The organism is Candidatus Ichthyocystis sparus (genome assembly GCF_900078745.1).
GTDB classification, from domain to species: domain Bacteria; phylum Pseudomonadota; class Gammaproteobacteria; order Burkholderiales; family 2013Ark19i; genus Ichthyocystis; species Ichthyocystis sparus.
The window spans coordinates 1-4,283 of record NZ_FKII01000007.1; the positions used below are offsets into that span (position 1 = coordinate 1).

2 protein-coding genes are annotated in these 4,283 nt (G+C 39.1%); both read right to left on the reverse strand.

All coding sequences use genetic code 11. The features are described from left to right. Positions 1 to 555 (reverse strand): hypothetical protein (locus A6733_RS00150; protein WP_141663416.1); only part of this gene is annotated, 555 nt, incomplete at its 3' end. Between the two features lie 947 nt (positions 556 to 1,502). Continuing rightward, positions 1,503 to 4,283: hypothetical protein (locus A6733_RS08600; RefSeq protein ID WP_176696725.1), on the reverse strand; the 2,781-nt coding region annotated here is incomplete at its 5' end.

Consider the following 4,283-nt stretch of genomic DNA (forward strand, 5'->3'; position numbering starts at 1 on the left):
GTACTTACAATGGTATTCACCAATACATCTGGATACAAAACTACCCTCACACATCACCCTATAGGTAAAGTACCAAATAGCTCGTCCAGTAGGAGTAAGTTTATCACTCACGCCTGACGGGAGTTGTTTGGCTACCATATTCTTGTAAGTACGTCTAGCAAACACACCCATTTTGCAAAAGAGATCTTCAATTTTTCGAGCAATCTCAGGAGACAATACAACACCCAGCGAACCGAAGAAAACATACGAATCAACAACAGCAGCCGACTTTCGAGCAGAAATCCTTCCCCTACCACTCCTAGAGTACACTCCCTTACCTGTAGTAGCTGGAGAAGAAACAGCAATAGAAGCAACAAGTTTTTTGGCAGAAACTTTACTTTTGCCCTTACTACTAGCACTCACCCCATTAACTACAGTAGTAGTTGAAGCAGTAACCTCTACTTGCTGCAAATCACTACCCTGCAAAATACCACCGTTGTTCCCATCATCATCCTCGCTATCCTGGGAACCACTAGAGGCAGTAGGACTACTAGTTACAGATAACACAGGACACATAACAGACCCTCTTTATATTTTATTTATTATTTGTAATCTACTATTTTTAGTATCAACTCACAAATCAACATTACATAAATAAGAGCAGTGAGTACAGTTCAACAACCAAACGCACACAATCACCCAACACCACAAATAGGGAAATAATCGAAGGTAGAGCCGTATATCATCACTCTTGTATCTCAATTGATTAAACAACTCACACACACAAACACAAGAAATACACGTAGACAAAGCCAAAATCAAAACACGACACCCGTCCGCGAGATAGCTTAATATAACTTCTTAAAATTTACATTCAACAAATGGTAATTAATAAATTACTAAAAATTCAATGATACTCTTTATTTTAATTAATTCACAGCAGATAGTATCAGTACGTCTTAATAAAAAAACAAATATTACATATTTGGACATTGATCGTATAACAAATGTATCGTGCACGAATATTGAAGTGGATACAATTACTACTAAGCATTAATTTTTTCAATACACCCCGTATTACAAAGTTGTAGTGCTGAGATGAAAAACCTGATTTTTGGATTCTGTTATATATATATCACACTGTATACAAGAAAAAACATAAAAAAACTTAATATATTAGCGCTATTAAAAAATAGCCCATTAAGTGTCAGTAATTTAGTGTACAAATTATAAATACGATGAGAATATAAATTGATGCATTGGTGTAAAAAATTTGTTAACCACAATATAGCGGGCCACTGAAGTTGTGTTATTTATAATGCTTATTGAACAAAGATGAAAAAACTGTCTCTGCCTCTATCTATAAGAATCCGAATAAGTATAATCAAAAATACATGGCCTCTATATCTAACATGAAAAAACACAATAGGGGGATTTATCGTATAAAAATAAAAACTCGCTCACAACAAACTCATAAAATTATGTGATGCTAATGATAAGAGAGTAAGACCAATTCTTAGCAATTAACTTTTCCTTTTCCTTTTACGTCCTCTCGATCTCTGAGCACCACCGCGATGTGAAGAAGATAACCCTCCTCTACCACCTCTAGACCCACTAGATTCACCAGCAGGTAGTGGTGAAGGTGGCAGGCCTCGATTCAACAATGCTGCCAATCTCGCTCCCATATCCTCCTCAGCAGTAGTATCGGTAACAACATCCACTAGCGTAACATTACTAATATCCACAGGTGTAGGAGGGGAAGGTCCATCAGATATCCTACTACTCATGGGCACCTCAAAAGGCTGCTCCTTAACTGATTGCATAATAAATTCTTTCTTAGGTCCATGAGGGTACCTAGAAGAACTACTACTAGCTGCCATGAAAGATTTACTGACAGAAGCAGATACAGGAATTGGGACTACTGGCTGCTCAGATGAGGACACAGGAGTTGATTCACCTACTGAAGCTCCCAACGACGCAGAAAGAACACCTTCCGCAGTTAATTCAACTTCTCCAGTCGATACAGGTGACTCTGGAGAGGAAGAAGAAAAGGAAATATCTGCATCCAATCCTGACGAAGATGGAGATGAAGATAAAGATAAAGATGAAGATGAAGGTTCAATCGAAGATGAGGAGGGAGGAGAAAGTGAATCATCCTCTGCCCCCATAAACGGAGAAACAACATCAGCTGCGACCAACTCTTTAGCTGATGGTGACAAAGGGGGGGAAATATCAGAAGCTACTACCAAATCAGATGCAGGTGCAGGTGCAGGCAAAGGCGAAAAAGAAGATGAATGTTCAACAGATAATTCACCTTCAACTACCAAATCAGAAGCACCACCTTCCGCGACCGAGACTAAAACATCCCCACTAATGATCAACATAGCAACAGACTCAGTAACAGAAGGAGATTCAGTAACAGAAGGAGATTCAGCACCAGGTAATACTACAGAAATAGAGATAGCATCAGCTGCAGATACACTACCAGATTGATCAGAAACAGTTGGTATAGCAACAGACTCAGTAACAAGAGTCAAAGAAGATTCAAGCTGAGACTGAAGTTGCGAAAGAGAGGCAACCGAAGAATGAGTAAGATCAGTAGTGTCAACCACCGACCCCTTATTCCTCCCGCGTTTACTACTACTCTTCGATGTCTTTCTCTTACTTATCGCACATCTTTCCGCACGTCTTTTCACACATACTTGAGCACTTTTTCTACTGCGTACTTGATAAATTGAAAATGCTGCTACAGGAACACCAGCAACATCGAGGACTCTAATAAAATCTTCACAACTAACATCACCCAACGATCCATCTTCTAGTTCGGCAAAAACTGTATCAGTTATTTCATTCCATAACGAATCAAATATATACTCCACCTTCTTATGAGCAGCGCAATCTAGTTCTGATAAAAAACTTAGTAACTCACCTCCAATTAATGGAGCTAACCCATGATCATAGGAACTTGATAATACTCGAAAACCGTCAAGAGCACGTATAAATTTAGGACGATACTTAGCATGATATATGCAAATGGACCTATGCATAAATCTATATAAATGCTGTTCCCTATAGGTTCTGCACCAGATAGCCTTCTCAACCACTGAAAGTTCACTATCCAAAGCCTCTAAGATGTAATATCGCATCGAACACGAGAAGGACATCCTGAAAGATTTATCAATGTCACAAAGAAGCTGAAGAACTAATTTAGCACTATCAGGATGTAACCTAGCACCCAGCAAATCAACACATTTATTAGAAGAAGATCCATCATCAAAATCTACTTCAGAAGATGTACCAGGAGTCTCCTCCCTTAATGACAAAGAAGAACTTAACTGTGACTCAGGTTGAGAATAGGCACGAGATGACAACTCAGGGTTAGACTGAAGTGATAATGATTGAGAACTGGAAGGCAAAGAATGCGTAAGGCCTGTAACACTAATTCCTGATGTCGTACATTTACCAATACCTTTATTTCTTTCACGTTCTGCGTTGGTTGTTGATACCATCGCCGACAATGCCAATTGAGGAATGCCAACAGTGTCTATAACATCGATAAAGTCTTTACAACTAACAGCATTCACCCCCCCCTCTTCCAGAGAAACGGAAACTTTACTCCAACAAGAGTTAAAAATAGACTTAACCTTTCTACTAATAGCACCATCTAATCTCGATAAAAAATCTAACAACCTATCTCCAGCTAATGGCACTACACTATGGTCAGGAGAATCAGGCAATACTTGAATGCTATGAAGAGCGCGTATAAAACTAGGGCGGTGCTTATAATGATATTTACCAAGGCACTTGAATACAAAACTATCTTCACACATCACCTTATAGGTCAAGTACCAAATAGCCTTTCCAGTAACAGTAAGTTTGCCACTCACATCTGATGGTAGTTGCTTGGATACCATACTCTTGTAAGTACACCTAGCAGATGCATCCATCTTAGAAAAGAGATCTTCAATCAATCGAACACTCCTAGGAGATAACATAACACCCAGTGAATCCAAAACACCCGAATCAATAGCAAAAGCTGAAGAAGAAATAGCAATAGAAGTGTCACATTTCCGGGTAAGAGCTTTGATTTTACTACTAGTATGCACCACCCCCTTGCCTGTAGTAATAGCAACAGTAGTTGAAGCAGTTTCAGTGACAGGCAAAGAAGATTCCGTACCTTCAGGTGGTGCTACAACTGTAGAGACAGCACTAGTTGCAGACACACTACCAGGTTGATCTTTATAAAGAAGCAATTTAACAAATCTAGAAGAAGATTGATCACAATCCCCCTTTAGCAGCAATAA